Here is a 17,822-nt window from a genome sequence, read left to right as displayed (position 1 = left end):
CCGCCCGACACAAGGCCACAGATCCATGAACATTTCCGAACCAGCGTCCCGGACCTTCGTGGGCGCTGAGCCAGGCGCACCGCGCCCGGTTCTGCGGCCGGGCTTGGGCCGATTGGGGCTTTCGTTAAGCCCTCCTGCGCATGGTGGCTGCGCGCCGGCCCACCGCCGCGATGGCGGCCGCGCGACAGCGACGATCCAGAGCGACACAGACCCAGCATGACCGCGCCCTTGGCGATCCCGGACTCTCCGGCCCGCACGCGCCGGGGCCGCCGCTGGGGCGTGATCGCGGCGGCGGGCGGCGCCGCCGTTCTGGGTTGCGCCTGGACCGCCGCCGCGCTGATCAACGTCCCCGACCCCGTCACCCTGACGGCCCTCGCGGTCATCGAGCCGTCGTCGGTGGGCACGTGGTTCCCGAGCCGGATCGTCCAGGCCCCCGCGCGGGCGAGCGATCTGCCGGCCCGGCCGCGCCCGATCCTCGACCGCGTCCCCTGGAAGGGGAAGACCGTCCCGCTGATGGATGTGCTGGCGGCGACCCACACCAACGCCTTCCTGGTGGTGCAGGACGGGGTGCTGATCCACGAATGGCAGCGCGCGGGAACCGGACCGGAGACGCTGTTTCCCTCGTGGTCGGTGGCGAAGTCCATCGTCTCGCTGCTGGTCGGCGCCGCGGTGGCGCGGGGCCAGCTCGCCGAGACCGACCGGGTCTCCGCCCTCCTGCCCGAATTGAAGAACGGCGCGGTGTTCGGTCAGATCACCGTGCGCAACCTCCTCGACATGGCGAGCGGGATCGCGGTGCCGGAGAACTACGATCCCCGGCATCCCCTGACCGGTACCGCGGGGATGTACCTGACGCGCGACATCACGGCCTTCGTGCGCGACAACGCGCATCTGGCGTTCAAGCCCGGAAGCAAGGGCCGCTACCGCAGCATCGACACAGAGCTGCTCGGCCTGATCCTGGCCCGGGTCGAGGGCAAGCCCCTGGCCGACATCCTCTCGGAGCGGATCTGGAAGCCGATGGGTGCCCAGGCCGACGCCACCTGGAACCTCGACCGGCCCGGCGGCGTCGAGAAGGCGTTCTGCTGCATCAACGCGACGGCCCGCGACTTCGCCCGCCTCGGCCTGCTGGTGGCCGACCAGGGCCGGCTGAACGCCAACCGCATCGTCCCGGCCCGCTGGATCGAGCGGATCATGACGCCGGCCCGGCGCGACGTCGACGGCTGGCAGTACTCGGCCCAGTGGTGGCACGCCCCGGGGGGCGAGGACGACGACATCTCGGCGATCGGCGTCTACGGCCAGTACATCTACGTGAACCGCGAGACCGGCACGGTGATCGTCAAGCTCAGCGATCACGGCGCCGAACAGGACGAGATCGACACGCTCGCGGTGATGCAGACCATCGCGGCCGATCTCGCCGCCGGTCGCCCCCCCGCTTCACGCAAGGAACCCTGAGCGGGGCGCCGCGGCCAAGGCTTCGACCGAGAAGGCTTCCACCGAGAAGGCTTCGGCCAACAAGGCTCCGGCCAAGGCCCCGGTCGAGGCCCGGTCAGGCCTCGGTCGGTCCGCCCCCCCGCACGGAGGACTGCTGGGTGAGCGGGCTCAGCGGCGTCAGACCCCGTGCCCGCCAGTTGCGCAGGAGACGCCATCCGACCCGCCGCCACGCGATCGACGGGACCGGCGAGGCCGGATCGACGAGGGCGCTGAGAGCCCGCGTGTAGTCGAGCACGAGGCCCGGGGTCCAGGTCATCGACCGCGCCCCGTTGCGCAGGAAGGCCGCCGCCCAGAATTCCGGCGTGGTCAGCGCCGCGGCGAGCTGCCGCCAGGGATGACCGCCGCGGCTGAACGCGCCCTCGACCGCGATGTCCAAGGCCTGGGCCACCGTGGTGGAGCAGTTGCGACTGATGAAATTGTAGGTGGTGTCGGCGCTGTAGTACGCCCAGAACGCCCGCAACCGGGCGGCGTCGATGCCGTTGAGCGTCACCGCCACCGTCGCCGGGCACCAATCCGCCACCTCCGCCTCGTGGGAGGGCAGAAAGCGTCCGGGCACGTCGTTCTCGGGGCCGGCCCGCAGGCTCGACCGCAGGTTGGCAGGCGAACGGTCGATCTCCACCGCGGGATAGTGGCTGATGTAGAGGTCGTCGCCCTGCTGCAGGGCGGCGTGGCCGGTGGAGAACCGCCCCGCCTTGTCGACGGAGGCGACGTAGCGCCGGATCAGCCGCTGGCCGGCGGGGGTCGTCGCCTGCCCGGTGGGGGTCCAGACATAGACCGTCAGGCTGCCGGGCTCGGCGCTGCCGACGGAGGCGGCCGGCTCGGCTGTGCCCAGGCGCCGGGTGCGCAGCCCGGCCAGCGCGAGGTTGGCCCCGTTCAGGATCAGGAACATCCCGATGCAGTAGCCCACCGTGCCGGCATACCAGGTCGGCCAGGGCTGGAGATGGAACAGGCCGAAGGCGATGCTGAGGCCGCCCAGGGCCACCGACATCCGCCAGCCGGAAAACTTCAGCAGGCTCGCGATCGTGATCCGGACCACGCCGTCCACCGTGAAGGCGATGCCGAAGATCATGGCGAGCAGGAAGGTGCTGTGCCGGGTGGCCATCATGATCAGCACCGCCATGACCGACAGCAGCACGCCCTTGAACAGGCGCAGCCGGCGGGCGGCGCCGAGCGCGGACAGGCCGGCGGCGAGGGAACTCACGCCCTCCGCCAGCAGGATCAGGCCGAACCACCGGTCCGGAACGTGGAGCGCCCCGTCCAGGGAATCGATCGCCACGAGGATGCCGAGCGACGACCACAGCAGGCCCGTGGCGACGATCAGGTGCCAGTGGCGGCGGACCGCGGCCCGCCCGACGAGGAGCATCCAGAGGGGCGCCATCCGGCCGCCGGCGGCGTCCGCGCCGCCCGGTCCGGGCGCGTCGAGCGCCGAGAGCGCACGCGGGATGGAGGTCGAACACGGTCCGGACATAGGGGTCGCCCTCGAAAGCGCGCGTCAACGAGCCTCTCGCACAGATCCCGCCATGCCGTCACGGCCGGAGCGAGGCTCCCGACACGCACGAGGTCTGAGGAGCGCGCGAGGCGCACGATCGAGACGACGATCCACAACTTGCCTGAGGACTTTGTTAATCGCGGCCTCGCACGGGCTCCCGCGCCGGTCGCGGATGGCCGGGACGACGACCGTGCCGCCGCCTCGCCCGCGCCTCCCGCGGCCCGGCGGCATCCCGGATTGTCCCACGTCTCCGCGACTGATTCGGCCGCTGACAGCCTGTCATCGCGCGACCATTCGCAGTCATCGGCCGCAGGCCGCCGCAGCAAACGCCGCCACTGCGCAATATTTGCGAAGCCTCCCGAGAGGGCAACCTCATGTTGCCTCGCAAGAACAGAATGTGTTCAAAGCACATCTTAAGATAAACCGTAGACAAATCGCACAGTTTTTGTATTGTTACGCGCCAATCTTGGCAGACTCGAAGCAATTCGGCGCATGATCGGGCGGTAAATCACGATCAATAGTTCGGATTTGTCGGTGCACCGATGCTCAAGCTTCGTTTCTATGCACTGGGGGATACATGAATACGATCGAATTGAACGAAAAGGCCGCAGATCTGAACACAGATCTGATCAAGTGCACGGCTTCACTGGTTGCGGCTTACGTGTCCCGGAACGCGGTGGGGGTGGGGGACCTGCCGGTTCTGATCGATCAGGTGCATACGGCCATAACGGTCCTGCAGGGGAGCGCCTCGGGATCCGGTGCGGGCTGGACCGGCCCGACCGCCGCACAGATCGAATCCTCGATCCAGCAGGATGGCCTGATCAGCTTCATCGACGGCCGGTCCTACAAGACCCTGAAGCGCCACCTGACCGCGCACGGCCTGACGCCCGAGCGCTACCGGGCCAAGTACGGCCTGCCGGCCGACTACCCGATGGTCGCCCCGGGTTACGCCGCCAAGCGCTCGGAGATCGCCAAGGCGATCCAGCTGGGCCACAAGGCGGCCTGAGCGAAACCCGGTCCGCACCGCCCCTCGACGCCCCATCCGGGCGCCGAGACGGGTGCCGAGACGGGCGGGCGCGGATCCGGGCTGCGGGCCGGCGCGGCAGGATTGCCCCGTGGGGGCCCGCCGCGCGCGGGCGCGGCTCAGACCCGGGCGACGGCCAGGGTCCCGTCATCGATGGGAACGAAGCGGACGCCCGCCCGGCGCAACGCATCGACCGCGTGCAGGCGGGACCGGCTCCCCCGATGCTCGCTGTCCTCCTCCAGGCGCCGCACCGTGGAATGCGACAGGCCGCTCGCCTGGGCGAGATCCATCATCGACCAGTCGAGCAGGGCCCGGGCGGCGCGTAGATGGTGCCCGGTGACGGAGTGCTCCAGGCCCTCGTGCGCGCCGACCGGCACGGGGGCATGGCTGCGGACAGGGTACTTGAGGCCGCCACGCCCGAGATAGGTCCCGTCCAGGTCCCAGATCGGCATCGTGAGAATCCGGAAATGCCAGAGCTCGCCGTTGGCGAGACGCTCGTGGGCCGTACCCTGGAAGAACGCCCGCCGCTCGATCCGCTCCGCGGCCGCCGCCTGGAAGGCGCTCCGCTCCTCCGGAACGATCAGGAGATACGGATCGGCGCAGATCTCCTCGAGGGGGAGGCCGTGGACCTGGGCGACCGCGAACGGGATTTCGCGGATGCGATCGAGGCCCATCGAGAAGGTCGTGATGTGCTCCGTGAGATAGAGCGCGCCCTGGCGCCGCCGCTCCTCCTGCCGCAGGCGCGCCAGCTGCTCCCGGTCGCTCACGTCGAGCGCCGTGCCGTTGAGGGCGACGGGGCGCCCCTCCGTCGAGAACCGGATCTCCATCGTCAGCGACAGGGTGCGAACCGTGCCGTTCGGCCGGATCACCCGCACGATGACCTCGCGCGGGACATGCCCCTGCCGGATATCGGTCAGCGCCGGCATCAGGTGCCGATCCTCCGGGTGGATCAGGCTGAGCAGCAGGTCATAGCGCGCCTTCGCGGCATTCGGCACCAGACCGAGCAACCGGTAGAATCCCGGAGACCAGATCTGCTCCCCACCCGCGAAGACCCAGCTCCACGCACCGCTCATCCCACGACTTTCCGTGAGAGTCAGGAACTCTCCCGAAGAAAATGCCAGAGCGCTTAAAGCAGTATGGAACATCTCAGCACCGCGCGGACCATATCATCGTTCCACACATCCGAACAAGGAATTTTTATTGCAATTAATTCATAATTAAGCTCTATGTTCAAGCAATAATGTAAAATGTTTTGCGAGATTTATTTTACAATACAGCATTACTATCCAATCCGATCCAGATCATCGTGATGCAGCCCATGACCTGCGGGCTTGCGCCTGCCACTCACCGCAACACGGACATCCCGCCTGCGGAACCCTCATCCGCCCCCGCGGCGCGGCGCCTGAACCGCATCGCGACCGGCTCTCGATCAGTGCACCCGCAAAAGTTGGCACCGTGTCTCGCTCACGCATGTTTCAAAACAATGATCATCCGCGATAACATTGGATCTATTCCGAGCAAGAGGCTTGGCAACACCATATTTCCCCGAGCTATTCACTGAATATTGGATAAATCGCGATCCATATTCGTAACGAAGATATTTTAATACGCCGGGCCACAAGACGATTTCATAAATATTACGGAGCAAATATTTATTCTCATCACCTCGCGCCGGCGGCCATGGTCGCGTGTTCAATCGGTCGCCGGTCCGCATGGAGGGGCGCGGATCCGGGATCCGGCGCGGCCGCGCCGGCGGACGGTTGACAGGTCGGGCCGAACAATGCGGGGAGGTGGGCCGCACACCGGGAGGAACCGCATGAGGGTCGCCTGCATCGGCGAGTGCATGGTCGAGCTGTCCGAACGCCCGGACGGGACCCTCGTCCAGGGCTTCGGCGGCGACACGCTGAACACCGCGCTCTATCTCGCGCGTCTCGGCGTCAGGGTCGATTACGTGACGGCGCTGGGCGACGATGTCTGGAGCGACGCGATGGCGGCAGCCTGGGGCCGCGAGGGCATCGGCCTCGACCGGGTCCGGCGGCTGCCGGGCCGGATGCCGGGGCTCTACATCATCCGCACGGATGCCGCGGGCGAGCGCAGCTTCCACTACTGGCGTGATCGCGCCGCGGCCCGGGACCTCTTCACCGGGCCCGGCGCCGCCGAGACCGAGGCGGCACTGGCCGGCTACGACCTCGTCTACCTGTCCGGCATCAGCCTCTCGCTCTACGGCGAGACCGGGCGCGCCACCCTGTTCGGGACGCTGGCGCGCCTGCGGGACCGAGGCGGTCGGGTGGCCTTCGACACCAATTACCGGCCCCGCGGCTGGCCCGACCACGACGAGGCCCGGGCGGCCTTCCGCGCGGCCCTGGCGCTGGCCAACCTGATCTTCGCCTCGGCGGAGGATCTGGACTGGCTCTTCGGCGCGGCGGGGGCGGACGAGGTGCTGCGCCATCGCGGTCGGGCCGAGATCGTGCTCAAGGCCTCCAGCGGATCCGGGCCCGTCGCCCGGGTGCTGCACGGGGCGGCCGACACCGCCGTGCCGGCCGGGCCGGCGGTGCGGGTCGTCGACACCACGGCCGCGGGCGACAGTTTCGCGGCCGGCTATCTCGCCGCGCGCATCGCCGGGCTGGCACCGGAGGCCGCCGCCGGCGAGGCCCATCGCCTCGCCGGGGCGGTGATCGGGCATCGCGGCGCCGTGATTCCCCGGGACGCGATGCCGGCACCCGCCGTCCGGCAGCCCGCTCCGGACGCCTGAGGGTCGCCGGGACCGGGGGCCGCCCTTGAGGCGGACAGGCGCAACCGCTACCTCTGCTCCCGGGGGACGATCCCCGCAGCTTCATCGCCGCGCGTGGTGCGGCCGAGAGGGCACCCGTGGCGCCGAGTCCCCCGCCGATTCCCCCGCCGATCCAGATTCCCGAGCCCGACGCCGCCGCGGGCGGCGGCGCCCCGAAGACGCGGGTCAGCGCGCGCGGCCGGCTGCGCACCTACTTCCTCACCGGGATCATCGTCGCCGGCCCCCTCGCCATCACCGCCTACATCACGTGGTGGTTCATCGCGCTGATCGATTCGTTCGTGAAGCCGCTGGTGCCGGCGAGCTACCTGCCGGACCATTACCTGCCGTTCTCGATCCCGGGCCTCGGCCTCGTGATCGCCTTCCTGGCGGTCACGCTGCTCGGCTTCCTCACGGCCAACCTCGTCGGCCGTTCGGTGATCGAGTTCGGCGAAGTCCTGCTGGCGCGGACGCCGGTGATCTCCGGCCTCTACAAGGGCCTGCGGCAGATCTTCGAGACCCTGTTCTCGGCCAACGGCACGTCGTTCCGCACGGTGGGGCTGGTGGAGTTCCCCGTGAAGGGCACATGGTCCGTGGTCTTCCTGTCGGCTCCCGCCGGCCACGAGGTCGAGGGCGCGCTGCGCGCCCGGGGCGCCCCCGCCGACGAACTCGTCGGCGTCTTCCTGCCCTGCGCCCCCAATCCGACCACGGGCTTCTTCTTCTACCTGCCCCGCGCCGAGGTGGTGGAACTCGCCATCAGCGTCGACGACGCCGCCAAGCTGGTGATGTCGGCCGGGGTGATCCAGCCCGAGGATCCGCAGGGGCGCCTCAACGCCATGGCGGCGACCCTGCGGACGGCCCAGCAGGCCGGCGGAACGGTGTCGCGTCGGGAGCCGCAGGACGCGTGAGGCCGCGCTTCCGGGCCAGGCCCGCTTCGGGCGCGTCGCCCGCCCGGCTCCGAGACCGACCCGTCACCGCGCGCACAACACGGCGACCCGGTCGCGGCCACCCGCGCGGCGTGACGCGCCGCCGGATTGCGTCGTCTCCCTCGCAAAGCCCCTGAAGGCGGGGCCGATGCCGCCTGCAGGGCGGACGAAAAAGGCCGGCCCGCACAGGTGCGGACCGGCCTGGAATGCCTTGGAAATCCCGTCCGTTCCGCGGCGGCTCAGCGCTGCAGCGAAGCCGTCTGCGGAGCGATGGTCGGCGGGGTCGCCTGCGCGACCGTCACGGCGCTGCGGGGGGGCGTCGGCCCCCAGCCGGCGGCGCATTGGAGCGTGAGGGCGAGACCCAGCGCGATGCACAGCCCGTTGGCGGCCAGCCAGAAGGGGCGGGCGGCCCGCCGCACGGCGGCCTGCAACTCGTCCGCGGTCTTGCCGGCCGCCTCGGCGGCGCGATCCGAGATCGGCAGCAGCCAGGGCTCGGTCGGCAGGGCTTGGATACCGGCCATCTCGTGGGAGCCCGGCAGGTTTTGGAACAGTCCGTTCGACATGTCCGTCCTCCAGATTCGTCCGTGATGTCCCGGCTTACCGGGCCATTCGTTCATCTCCAGTTAAGGGAAGAATATGGCTGATGCAAGATCGCGCGGCCTGTCCGGAGCCTGCCGGGCCGCCGCCAAGACGCGGCCAAGCTTCCGCCTAATCCCAACAAGTTCTTGATAAGATTGGTCTTTCCCGAGAGCCTGTGACATTGCGGCATCGGCCTCCCGGCTTGGCCGAGCGAGGGCGATTCCCGCCCCCACCGTTCAGGAACACCGGACTTTCCTGAACGAAACCGTTCATCCGGCGCCGATCAAGCGGATCGCAGCCTCGCGCTCGAACAGGTAGAGCAGCACCCGCAGCGCCTGCCCGCGGGGGCTCTTCAGTCCGGGGTCGCGCTCGACGATCATGCGGGCATCGTCGCGGGCGGCTTCCAGCAGGGCGGCATCGCTCTCCAGGCGGGCGAGCCGGAACGCGGCCATGCCGGATTGCCGGGTGCCCAGCACTTCCCCCTCGCCGCGGAGCTTCAGGTCGGCCTCGGCGATGCGGAACCCGTCCTCGCTCGCGCGCATCATCTCGAGCCGGGCCCGCGACACCTGCCCGAGCGGGCCCCGGTAGAGCAGCAGGCAGGACGAGGCCTTCGAGCCGCGCCCGACCCGGCCGCGGAGCTGGTGCAGCTGCGCCAGCCCGAACCGCTCCGCGTGCTCGATCACCATGATGGTCGCCTCGGGCACGTCGACGCCCACCTCCACCACGGTGGTCGAGACGAGGAGCTTGGTCTCCCCGGCGGCGAACCGGGCCATGGCGGCATCCTTCTCGGGGCCGGGCATCTTGCCGTGGATCAGCCCGACCGCATCGCCGAAATGCTGCCGCAGGTCGTCGAAGCGCTCGGCCGCGGCGGCAAGGTCGACGAACTCCGATTCCTCCACCAGCGGGCAGATCCAATAGACCCGCTCGCCACCCGCGATGGCCCGGGCGAGGCCGGCCACCACCTCGTCGATCCGCTCGGTGGGCAGGGTGATCGTGCGGATCGGCTGGCGGCCGGCGGGCTTCTCGTCGAGGATCGAGACGTCCATGTCGCCGAAGAAGGTCAGCGCCAGGGTGCGGGGGATCGGCGTCGCGGTCATGACCAGGAAGTCCACCGCCTCGCCCTTGGCGCCCAGCGCGAGGCGCTGATGGACGCCGAACCGGTGCTGCTCGTCCACCACCGCGAGGCCGAGATCGCGGAAGGTGACCGCCTCCTGGAACAGGGCATGGGTGCCGACCAGGATGTCGATCTCGCCCGCGGCGAGGGCGGCGAGCGTGCTCTTGCGCTCCGCGGCCCGGTCGCGGCCGGTCATCAGGCGCAGGCGCAGACCGCCGGCCAGGGGCTTGAGCCGCTCGAAATGCTGCCGGGCGAGGATCTCGGTGGGGGCCATCAGGGCGGCCTGACGGCCGGCCTCCACCGCCGAGGCCATGGCCAGCAGCGCCACCGCGGTCTTGCCCGAGCCGACATCGCCCTGGAGCAGGCGCAGCATCCGGCGGGGCGCGGCGAGATCGGCGCGGATCTCCGCCACCGCGCGCGCCTGGGCGCCGGTCAGCGCGAAGGGGAGGGCGGCCTCGATGCGGGCGCTCAGGGCGCCGTCGCCGGCATTGACCCGGCCGGCCTTTCGCCGCTGGCGGGCGCGCAGGAGGGCGAGCGCGAGCTGCGAGGCCAGGAGTTCATCGTAGGCCAGCCGCTTCCGGGACGGGGTCGCGGGCGGCGGCTGGAGCGGATCCTCGGCCTTCGGGGGCGCCTCCTCGGGGCGGTGCTCGAGGCGGAGCGCATCCGCGAAGGCCGGCAGGCGGTTCTTCTCCAGCCAGGCCGGGTCCTGCCATTCCGGCAGGACCGGCAGCCGGTCGAGGGCCGCCACCGCGAGCTTGTTGATCGCCCGCGAGGTCAGCCCCTCCGTGGCGCCGTAGACCGGCTCGACGGCGGGCAGCTCGGCGAGTCCCGCCTCGTCCACGATCCGGGACGGGTGGACCATCTGGCGGGTGCCGTCCCAGAGGTCGATCCGGCCGGTGATGTAGCGGTGTGCCCCGAGCGGCAGCATCTTCTCCACCCGGGCGCGGGGCATGCCGAAGAAGACCAGGGAGATGTCGCCGGTGGCATCCTCCACCAGAACCCGGTGCGGGCGCCGGCCCGAACCGATCTGGGCCGGCCGGTGCGCCACCACGGTGACGCCGATCGTCACCGGCTCGCCGACGGGCGCGTCGCTGATCGAGCCCATGAGCTTCCGCGCCACGCCGCCCTGGGGCAGGTGGAACAGCAGGTCCACGACCCGGGCCTCGCGCTCGGGGGTGCCGAGCAGCTTCTCGATGAGGGGCGCCATCTTCGGGCCGATGCCCGGCAGGGCGCGGGCCGGCGCGAACAGGGCGTCGAGAATGCTCGGGCGCAGGGCGGGTGCGTCGGCCGATGCGGCGGGACGCGCACGGGCGACCTCGCCCTCGGACGACTCGGCCGCGTCGGGGTCCTTCAAGGCCGGGTCCTGAGTCGCGCGTGCATCTGTCATGGCGGTTCGGCGGACATGGTGCCGGAGGCGCCTTATCATCCGGTGCATCCCGGCGCGCCAGTGCGGCCGATGAAGACCGAGCCCAGAGACCGAGCCCAGAGACCGATCCCATGGCCAGCGACTTCCTGCCGGGCTTCGACCGGCACCGGATCGAGACCGCACCGGGTGTGACGATCCATGCCCGCTCGGCCGGCTCGGGCCCGCCGGTGCTGCTGCTGCACGGCCATCCGCAGACCCTCTCCACGTGGCTCCACGTCGCCCCGCAACTCGCGGAGCGCCACAGCGTGGTGGCGATGGACCTGCGCGGCTACGGGGATTCGTCGAAGCCCCCGGGCGGGGACCGGCATACCAATTACGCCAAGCGCGCCATGGCGGCCGACGCGGTCGCGGTGATGCGGGCGCTCGGCCACGACCGCTTCGCCGTGGTCGGGCACGACCGGGGCGGGCGCGTCGCCCACCGCCTCGCCCTGGACCATCCCGCCGCGGTCGAGCGGATCGCCCTGTTCGACATCGCGCCGACCGCGACCATGTACGCGCGCACCGACAAGGATTTCGCCACCCGGTACTTCTGGTGGTTCTTCTTCATCCAGCCCCATCCCCTGCCGGAGACGCTGATCGGGGCCGATCCGGAATACTTCCTCCGCCACCACGTCGAGGGCCAGTCCAAGACGCCCGGCTCCACCCCGCCGGACCTCTTCGCCGAGTATCTGCGCTGCTACGCCGACCCCGCCTGCCGCCACGCGATCTGCGAGGATTACCGGGCGGCGGCCGGGATCGACCTGGAGCACGACGCCGCCGATGCGGAGGCGCGCGTCGCGGCGCCCCTGCTGGCGCTCTGGGGCGCGAAGGGCGTCGTCGGCCAGACCTACGACGTGCTGGCGACCTGGCGCGAGAAGGCCACCACCGTCTCGGGCCGGGCGCTGGATTGCGGCCACACCCTCCAGGAGGAGCGGCCGGACGCGGTCGTCTCGGAGCTGACGGCGTTCCTGGGCTGACGGCGATCAGCCGCCCGGAGCAGATCGACCGCGAGCTGGGCCGACAGGGTCTCGCCCCGGTCGAGACCGCCGGGCTCGGCTGCCGCCCAGGCCTCCGTCGCGGCCAGGGCCCGGACCTCGGCCATCGCGGAGAGGGCGGTCCGGGCCCGGCGCACCTGCGCCACCGCGATGCCGTATCCCGCCACCGCGTAGCCCCCTGCGACGAGGGGCAGGGACATCGGCCCGGTGCCGCAGCAGGCGTGGCGGCGCGCCTCCGGGATCCGGCGCGTGGCGGGAGGTCGGATCGAATCGCGACGGCATGCGGATCTCCGGGCGTGCGGCGCTGTGGCCTGCGCGGATCGGGCTTGGCAGAGAGGGCGGAATGCTCAGATACGGGCAAGGGCCGCGCCGACGGGAGACCGTGGCGGCGGCCATCTCCCGGACGGGGGGCGCGGAGCCCGGCCGACCCAGGAACGAGCGGAGCGCGTGCGGGGCAACATGTCCGAAGGAGCCAAGGTCGAAGCGGGCCAGGTCGGAGGCGCCGCGACGCCGTTCGAGGTCGCCGTGGTCGGGGCCGGGGCCGCGGGTCTCGCCGCGGCGCTGGCGGTCGCGCGGGAGGGGATCCCCACGGCGCTGGTCGGCCGCCACGCCCCTGTGGCGGACGGGCGGACCGTCGCGCTCCTCGATGGGTCCGTGCGCTTCCTGGAGGCGCTCGGCGCCTGGGAGGCGGTGGCGCCGCACGCGAGTCCCCTCTGCGAACTCCAGATCGTCGACGACACCGGCAGCCTGTTCCGGCCGCCGCCGGCACGCTTCCGCGCCGCCGAGATCGGCCTCGACGCCTTCGGCTGGAACGTCGAGAGCGCCCGGCTGGTCGAGAGCCTGCGCGCCCGCGCCCGGGCGCAGGACAACCTCACCCTGGTCGAGGCGGACGCCGCCGGCGCCGTGCCCGGCGAAGCGACGGCACGCATCGCCCTGGCCGATGGCGCCGCGGTCGAGGCCCGGCTGGTGGTGGCCGCCGACGGCGCGCGCTCGCCGCTGCGGACCGCCAGCGGCGTCCGCGTGCGCGACTGGACCTACCCACAGAGCGCGATCACCACGATCCTGGCCCATGCGCGCCCGCACCGGGACGTCTCCACCGAGTTCCACACCCGGTCCGGTCCCTTCACCCTGGTGCCGCTGCCGGGCGGTCACCGGTCCAGTCTGGTCTGGGTAACCGGGGAGGGCGCGGCCCGGCGTCTCGCAGCCCTCGACGACGCCGCGCTGGGCCAAGCCGTGGAGCGGCAGGCCCGGGCGATGCTCGGCGCCATGCGGGTCGACGGCCCCCGCGGCCTCGTGCCCATGCGCGGCCTCGCGGTGACCCGGCCGGTGGCGAATCGGCTGGTTCTGATCGGGGAGGCTGCCCACGTCTTCCCACCCATCGGCGCCCAGGGGCTCAATCTCGGCCTGCGCGACGCAGCGACCCTGCGCGATACCCTGCTGGTCGCCGCCCGGGACCGCCGCGATCCCGGCAGCCGCCCGGTGCTCGACACCTATGCGCGGGCGCGCCGGGTCGACACGGCGGCGCGCACCGCCGCGGTGGATCTCCTCAACCGCAGCCTGCTCACCGGCCTGCTGCCGGTGGACGCGCTCCGCGGGCTCGGCCTGCTGGCGATGACGCAGCTCGGACCGCTGCGCCGGCTCGTGATGCGGGAGGGCGTGCTGCCCCGGCTCGGCGCCCCGGAGCTGATGCGGGCGGCCCGCTGAACCGCGGGCGCCGCGACAGCCGGCGTCTTCGCGCGCGCGTCGCAATCCCCCGGGGCATTTCGGCGCCCGACGGCGCACGCGGCCCTGAGATCGATTCGCTGCGCGCGCACGGACGAGACGGTTCAGGGACGCCCGTTAAGGCGGTACGGGGGCCTGCGGCTTCAGAGATCCGGCTGGGCGGCCACGTAGGCGCCGAGGCGGGTCGCGAGGTCCACCGGGCCGCCCGCCCGGGCCCCGCCCGGATCATTGATGAGGATCACCGGGATGCCGCGGTCGCGGAGATGGCCGCGGAGGCGGGCGGCGCGGCGGGCATAGGCGGGATCGCGGCGGGTGGGCGCCTGGAGCAGCACCGCGGCCGGCCGGGCGATCACGGCCAGCACGTCGTCCGCCGCCTCCATCGAGGCGGTCACGCTCGCATAGCCGAGGCTGGCCAGCTCGCCCGAGAGGGACCGGTCCACGGCGCGGACGCCGTCGTCGACCACGAGCACTTGTTGCAGCGCACCCATAAGCTTGAGCGGTACTCCATCCCGGACGACTTGGAAAGATAGCCGTCACGACAATCCGATGCAGAACCCGCCAACAGGCGGTTCGGATCCCGTGGGTCCATGTGCAGATGCGAGATTATCTGCGCCGCCTGAGCACAGGATGAACCGGCGCGGCGCCGCCGTTCAGGTCGCCGCGACCGCCGCGACCGCCACGGCCGTCCCGCCCGACAGGAGCAGGCGGTAGCCCGAATCCCGCCACGCGCGCGGATCCGTCTCCGGGTTTCCGCTTCGGGGAAGCGCCTGTGCGGCGCAGGCCGGCCCACGACAGCCGAGGTCGCCCGCGGGCCCGTGGCCGACGTCCAGGAGGGTGCGCGGCAGGAGCGCGTCCTCCGGATGGGCCAGGGTCGCGGCGAGGTCCTCCAGGCCGGGACGCGTGAGCACCAGCGCCTCGCCCAGGACCAGCGAATCGAGGCGCTGCGGGCCCGCGAGCCCGGCGCTCCGCCGGGTCAGCCGCGCGGGCGCGCGATGGACCACGTCGAGGACGCGGACGGTCCAGGGCAGCGGCAGAGCGGCAATGGCCGATTCGACCAGGGCCGGGACCACGAGCCGGGTGGGCACCGGCCGCAGGAGGGCGGCGCGGAACCCGGCCTCGTCGAAGGGCAGCACGGTCTCCAGGCCGGCGCCCGCCGCCAGGGCGGCGCCGAGGCCGGTCACGAGGCCGCGCAGGTCGTGGCCGGGCAGGAGCGTCAGGACCCGCTCGTCCGCGGACAGGGGCAGCGCGTCGAGATGGGCGGCGATCGCCGCCGCGAGCGCCGCGGCGCTGCGGTAGACGGGCCGGCCGGGATCGCCGCCCGCGAAGGTGACGAGGCCGCGGCTCGGCGCCGGTTCGACCACGCCCCGCTCCAGGGCCATCGCGTCGAGGCTGATCACGCCGTCCGGCACGCTCGGACCGAAGGCCGCGAGGTAGCGCAGGCCGAAATGGCGCATGGCCGCGCGGGTGAGGTCCTCCGCGGGCCGACGCGCGCCGCGGCGGCCCTCCGTCAGAACGGCCACGAGGCCGGCGGACTCGATCCCGGCGGAGAGCTCGGCGCAATCCCAGACGGCCGGCATCGCGCAGGGGAGGTGGCCCGCCGCCTCGACGGCGAGATGGGCGAGGGTCGATTCGGCGCCCCCCGAGAACCACAGGCCGATCCGGCTGCCGGCGGGAAGCCGCCACGCGCCGATCCCGCGGGCGAGCCGCCCGACGATCTCGGCGGCGGCCGCGTAGGTCCAGGTGATGGCCGGGCGCCCGCACCAAGCGACGCGGTCACCCGAATCACGCAGGACCGTGCGCTGGGGGCCCGTCAGAGCCGCCGCGAAGAGGCGGGCCGCGAGACCCTCGGACAGGCCGCCGAAGAAGCTTTCGGACAGGCCTTCGGGCGCGTCCTCGGATCGCGCGGACGCGTCCAGTGCGGCGTCGGCCGCCCACTCCGCCACCGCCAACGCGCTCACACCCGCCGCCCCCGCCGATCCTGCAGAACTCCTATCATCTCGGCCCGGCAGGGTTAACCGACCGCTAAGGGGGCCGCCGCCGGAGGGCGGCCGCCGGCGGCCGACGGCGTGCCCCGATCACGCGCTCGTGCCTCGCGCCCGCGCAACGTCCTGCTTGCGGCCGGGCGTATGGGGGCCTATCGGGGGCCGGGCGCGGCCAGGACGGTTCCGACAGCCTCCCCGGCCGCGGTGTCATGCCTTCGCCTCATTCAAGGGGAAAGGCAGGCCGCCCGGTCGCCGGGGTGAGGGATGCGCGCAGACGGGCGCCCGTCCCGCCCGATGGCCGGACCGATTCATCCGGAGTTCCGGGCGGCACGCCAACGCGGCGGGCATCCGGACGGTCCGGCGGACCTGCCGCCAGGCCGGCTCCGCATCCTGCCAGCCACACCACGTCTCTTCCAAGGGGTCAGAGCCGATGTCCTTCACCCGCACCGCGACGCTCGCGCGCGCCGCTCTTTTCGGCCTCGCGGGCCTCGGTCTCGCGGCCGCGCCGGCCCTGGCGCAGCCGAAGAAGCCCGCCGCTCCCGCGCCGGCCGCGCCGGCGCCGACCGCCCCGGGCACCCCGGCGGCGAACACCCCGGCCGCCCAGACCGGCCCGCAGATCGTCGCCGTGAAGTCCGAGCCGAGCCAGGCCGACTGGACCAAGGTCTGCGGCAAGGATCAGGGCTCGGGCACCGACATCTGCTACACGACCCGCGACTTCGTGTCCGACCAGGGCCAGCCCGTGCTGGCGGTGGCGGTCTACGAGATGAAGAACGCCGCCCAGAAGCAGGAGGTGCGCGTGGTGCGCTACCTGCTGCCGCTCGGCCTGCTGCTGCAGCCGGGCATCCGCTTCAGCGTCGACGGCCAGGCGGCGACCGCCGGTCGCTTCGCGGTCTGCTTCCCGAACGGCTGCTTCGCCGAGGCCGGCGGCGTCGATGCCGGCGTGATCGCCGCGATGAAGAAGGGCACGACCCTCAACGTCTCGGTCCAGAACCAGACCCAGCGCGAGGTCACCTTCGCGGTGCCGCTGACCGGCTTCGGCAAGGCCTTCGACGGCCCGGCCATCGACCCGAAGGTCCTCGAGGAGCAGCAGAAGAAGCTCCAGGCCGAGCTGGAGAAGCGCTCCGAGGACATGCGCAAGAAGCTGGAGCAGCAGCAGGGCTCCGCTCCGGCCGCCGGTGCCGCGGCGCCGGCCCCCGCCGCCAAGTAAGGGCTTCTCGTCCGCGGTCCTCCGGGACCGCGAGCGCCATCGACCCGCCGCGCGGCGGGTCCGTATCGGGGGCCGGACCGCGAGGTCCGGCCCTTCGCGTTTGAGGCGCCCGGCGCCGGGATCTACCGGGTCCCCGCCGGGCCCGAACCCGGCTGGACGATCAGCACGCGCAGATCCTGGTCGGGAACGTAGTCCCGGGCCTCCCAGCGGAACGTGGTCGGCCCGGTCTTCCGGATGCCCGTGCGGCAGAAGCTCACCACCGCCTCCGGGCTGCCCTTGTCGACCGTGAGGGTGAAGCGCCCGATCGGCGCGGCCCAGTTGCGCGCCGTGGTGACGATGTAGGGCACCACGGTGGCGCGCAGGTAGCCGCTGGGATCCGCCGCCTTCGCCTGCAGGCGCCGGATCGCCGTGAGCCCGGCCTCGTCCAGGCAGTAGGTCGCCCGGTAGCCCACGCGGGAGGCGTCCTTGAGGTCGAGGAAATGGAAGCCGTTCACCGGCGCGTAGCTGTGCGCGATGCGGACATCCTGCCCGGGCGGGAAGGTCTGGAGCCAGTGGAACTTCGCCTCGCTGCGCCACAGGCCCTCGGTCATGCGATCGGTCATCCCCTCGGATTCGGGGAACAGGCCGGCCTTGACCAGTTCGGCCCACGCGGCGGTGCCGATCCGCTTCTCGGCCGCCTTGATCGCGTCGAAGCGCAGCGGGTTCAGGGGCAGGTCGTGGCGGCGCAGCAAGTCGGTCACCTCGCGCTCGCCCACGAAGGCCCGCTCCTCCAGCTCCGGTGCGAGCGGCTTTCCGTCCACCGTCACGGTGAAGCCGACGAAGTTCGGGCTTTCGGGCTGCGGCAGCGCGAGGGCCGAGAAGCTGAGTTCGCGCCCGTCGATGGGCGGCAGCGGGAAGGCGATCCGCACCGTGCGGGGCTCCTGCCCCTGATTGCGGAACAGGTAGGAGACGCCGATCCGGTCGCTGGCGATCGACAGGTCCTCGCTCGCCAGCGCGATTCCGGGCTCGCGCCTCAGGACCAGCCCGCCGGCATCGAGTTCGGCGGCGCTATCGTTGGCGCGGGCCTGGATCGAGAGAAGGCCGGCGGCCAGAAGCGCGGCGGCGACAGGTCGGATCATGGTGTC

Annotated in this window: 14 protein-coding genes; 7 read left to right on the top strand and 7 right to left on the bottom strand. The window is 72.0% G+C overall.

Going from position 1 to position 17,822, the window contains the following annotated elements; translation table 11 throughout:
• Nucleotides 1-216: 216 nt before the first annotated feature.
• Entirely contained in the window at nucleotides 217-1,449 is a 1,233-nt protein-coding gene (locus tag P9K36_RS09740; protein ID WP_043756823.1) for a serine hydrolase, read from the top strand.
• A gap of 94 nt (nucleotides 1,450-1,543) precedes the next feature.
• Here P9K36_RS09740 and P9K36_RS09735 read toward each other — a convergent pair whose 3' ends face one another.
• Nucleotides 1,544-2,956 (bottom strand): DUF4105 domain-containing protein, encoded by a 1,413-nt coding sequence (locus tag P9K36_RS09735; protein WP_053608247.1) that lies wholly within the window; start codon nucleotides 2,954-2,956, stop codon nucleotides 1,544-1,546.
• 598 nt (nucleotides 2,957-3,554) lie between these two features.
• Between P9K36_RS09735 and P9K36_RS09730 the strand changes: the two genes are divergently transcribed.
• Nucleotides 3,555-3,983 carry a MucR family transcriptional regulator gene (locus P9K36_RS09730; RefSeq protein ID WP_053608246.1) on the top strand — a complete coding sequence of 143 codons (429 nt, stop codon included), beginning with the start codon at nucleotides 3,555-3,557 and terminating at the stop codon, nucleotides 3,981-3,983.
• A gap of 137 nt (nucleotides 3,984-4,120) precedes the next feature.
• Here the strand turns inward: P9K36_RS09730 and P9K36_RS09725 are convergent, their stop codons facing one another.
• Nucleotides 4,121-5,074 (bottom strand): PAS domain-containing protein, encoded by a 954-nt coding sequence (locus tag P9K36_RS09725; RefSeq protein WP_236961451.1) that lies wholly within the window; start codon nucleotides 5,072-5,074, stop codon nucleotides 4,121-4,123.
• 743 nt (nucleotides 5,075-5,817) lie between these two features.
• Here P9K36_RS09725 and P9K36_RS09720 point away from each other — a divergent pair.
• Both P9K36_RS09720 and P9K36_RS09715 read left to right on the top strand, forming a co-directional pair.
• Nucleotides 5,818-6,753 (top strand): sugar kinase, encoded by a 936-nt coding sequence (locus P9K36_RS09720; RefSeq protein WP_278306946.1) that lies wholly within the window; start codon nucleotides 5,818-5,820, stop codon nucleotides 6,751-6,753.
• Between the two features lie 137 nt (nucleotides 6,754-6,890).
• Nucleotides 6,891-7,676, top strand: a complete 786-nt coding sequence (locus P9K36_RS09715) for a DUF502 domain-containing protein (protein WP_085987715.1) — start codon at nucleotides 6,891-6,893, stop codon at nucleotides 7,674-7,676.
• 257 nt (nucleotides 7,677-7,933) lie between these two features.
• Here the strand turns inward: P9K36_RS09715 and P9K36_RS09710 are convergent, their stop codons facing one another.
• The gene (locus tag P9K36_RS09710; protein ID WP_043357302.1) at nucleotides 7,934-8,257 is read right to left on the bottom strand and encodes a hypothetical protein; all 324 of its coding nucleotides are present in this window, start codon (nucleotides 8,255-8,257) and stop codon (nucleotides 7,934-7,936) included.
• Nucleotides 8,258-8,542: 285 nt separating this feature from the next.
• Nucleotides 8,543-10,774 (bottom strand): ATP-dependent DNA helicase RecG, encoded by a 2,232-nt coding sequence (gene recG, locus P9K36_RS09705; RefSeq protein ID WP_170861803.1) that lies wholly within the window; start codon nucleotides 10,772-10,774, stop codon nucleotides 8,543-8,545.
• 110 nt (nucleotides 10,775-10,884) lie between these two features.
• Here recG and P9K36_RS09700 point away from each other — a divergent pair, with 110 nt between their 5' ends.
• Nucleotides 10,885-11,769, top strand: a complete 885-nt coding sequence (locus P9K36_RS09700; protein ID WP_043357310.1) for an alpha/beta hydrolase — start codon at nucleotides 10,885-10,887, stop codon at nucleotides 11,767-11,769.
• Nucleotides 11,770-12,246: 477 nt separating this feature from the next.
• The gene (locus P9K36_RS09695) at nucleotides 12,247-13,491 is read left to right on the top strand and encodes a UbiH/UbiF family hydroxylase (RefSeq protein ID WP_043756817.1); all 1,245 of its coding nucleotides are present in this window, start codon (nucleotides 12,247-12,249) and stop codon (nucleotides 13,489-13,491) included.
• A gap of 161 nt (nucleotides 13,492-13,652) precedes the next feature.
• Here P9K36_RS09695 and P9K36_RS09690 read toward each other — a convergent pair whose 3' ends face one another.
• Both P9K36_RS09690 and P9K36_RS09685 read right to left on the bottom strand, forming a co-directional pair.
• Complete coding sequence (locus P9K36_RS09690; RefSeq protein ID WP_043357312.1) at nucleotides 13,653-13,997, bottom strand: hypothetical protein; 345 nt, start codon at nucleotides 13,995-13,997, stop codon at nucleotides 13,653-13,655.
• Between the two features lie 162 nt (nucleotides 13,998-14,159).
• Nucleotides 14,160-15,467 carry an acyl-CoA synthetase gene (locus P9K36_RS09685; protein ID WP_278306945.1) on the bottom strand — a complete coding sequence of 436 codons (1,308 nt, stop codon included), beginning with the start codon at nucleotides 15,465-15,467 and terminating at the stop codon, nucleotides 14,160-14,162.
• Nucleotides 15,468-15,921: 454 nt separating this feature from the next.
• Between P9K36_RS09685 and P9K36_RS09680 the strand changes: the two genes are divergently transcribed.
• On the top strand, nucleotides 15,922-16,698 hold the full coding sequence (locus tag P9K36_RS09680; RefSeq protein WP_043379642.1) for an invasion associated locus B family protein: 777 nt from the start codon (nucleotides 15,922-15,924) through the stop codon (nucleotides 16,696-16,698).
• A gap of 122 nt (nucleotides 16,699-16,820) precedes the next feature.
• Here P9K36_RS09680 and P9K36_RS09675 read toward each other — a convergent pair whose 3' ends face one another.
• Nucleotides 16,821-17,816, bottom strand: a complete 996-nt coding sequence (locus P9K36_RS09675; RefSeq protein WP_278306944.1) for a DUF4424 domain-containing protein — start codon at nucleotides 17,814-17,816, stop codon at nucleotides 16,821-16,823.
• Between the last annotated feature and the right edge of the window lie 6 nt (nucleotides 17,817-17,822).

It is taken from the genome of Methylobacterium sp. 391_Methyba4 (assembly GCF_029691625.1).
GTDB classification, from domain to species: Bacteria; Pseudomonadota; Alphaproteobacteria; order Rhizobiales; family Beijerinckiaceae; genus Methylobacterium; species Methylobacterium fujisawaense.
This window is presented reverse-complemented; position numbering and strand designations above follow the sequence as displayed.